Consider the following 991-nt stretch of genomic DNA (forward strand, 5'->3'; position numbering starts at 1 on the left):
CGCGGGGGTCGGGCGGGGCGGCCTGCGCTGCTAGGGGGGGCGGGGGGGGGGGGGGCGCCCCCCCCCCCCCCCGCCCGCCCGCCCCCCCCCCCCCCCCCCCCCCCCCCCCCCGCCCCCCCGCGCCCCCCCCCCCCCCCCCGGGGTCGTCTGCCGTCTGACGGTCTCCCAGCGGCGAATCGCCGTCGCCGGCGAACACGGACGGCGGCCGGCCCGAACGCGGCGAGCGAGGAACGCTCCGCGCAACGCGACGCCGCTTTGTCCCACGGTGAACACAACGCCCTAGGCCGCGGGGAGCTACCCCGAACGCCCCCGTTATGGTGAGCCCCGCATTCGCCGTTGGGGGCAGACCGTGTATCACGCTCACTCCACACCCGGAGATGCCACGTTCAGGCGCGGCATTCCGGGTGTTCGCGCGTGCACGGGTGTGGCGCTCGCGCTGACGCTGGTCGGCCTCACGGCCGGATGCTCCGCCAGCGACACCGCCTCGTTCACCCCGGCGCCGCACGCGACGCGCGTCGCGCCCACGGTCGAGGCAGATCCACTGCCGCCGCTGAGCAAGTTCATCACCCAGCCGGACGGCAGCCGCGTGACGACGGTCAGCGCCGACTACCTGTTCGACTCGAACAGCAGCGAGCTGCGGGGGGAGGCGATGACCGCGTTGCAGCAGGTCCTGCCCGCTATCCGGGAGCATCCCGGCCCCATCTCGGTGATCGGTTACAGCGACGGGCTGGGGCAGACCGAGGACAACCAGAAGCTGTCGCTGGAACGGGCGAAGTCCGTCGAGGCGTGGCTGGCGACGCAGAACATCCCCAGCTCCGTGCTGGATGTCGAGGGCAGGGGCGAACAAGGCGCGCAGGACGGCGTCGCCGACGCGAGCCGACGCCGAGTGGAGATCGTGCTTCGATGACGTCCGACGTTTCCGCCTGTCCGCAGGTGACTGCGCCCGCGACCGGGACCGCTGTGCCCGCGGCCCGGCGCCGGCGCCGCCACC

The 991-nt window shown here is 74.8% G+C and carries 1 protein-coding gene; it reads left to right on the top strand.

The features are described 5' to 3' along the window. Positions 1-424 precede the first annotated feature (424 nt). Positions 425-907, top strand: coding sequence for an OmpA family protein (locus ND748_RS32725; protein ID WP_251750122.1), 483 nt, complete (start codon positions 425-427; stop codon positions 905-907). The last annotated feature ends 84 nt before the right edge of the window (positions 908-991 follow it).

It is taken from the genome of Frankia sp. AiPs1, assembly GCF_023716945.1.
Lineage (GTDB): Bacteria > Actinomycetota > Actinomycetes > Frankiales > Frankiaceae > Frankia.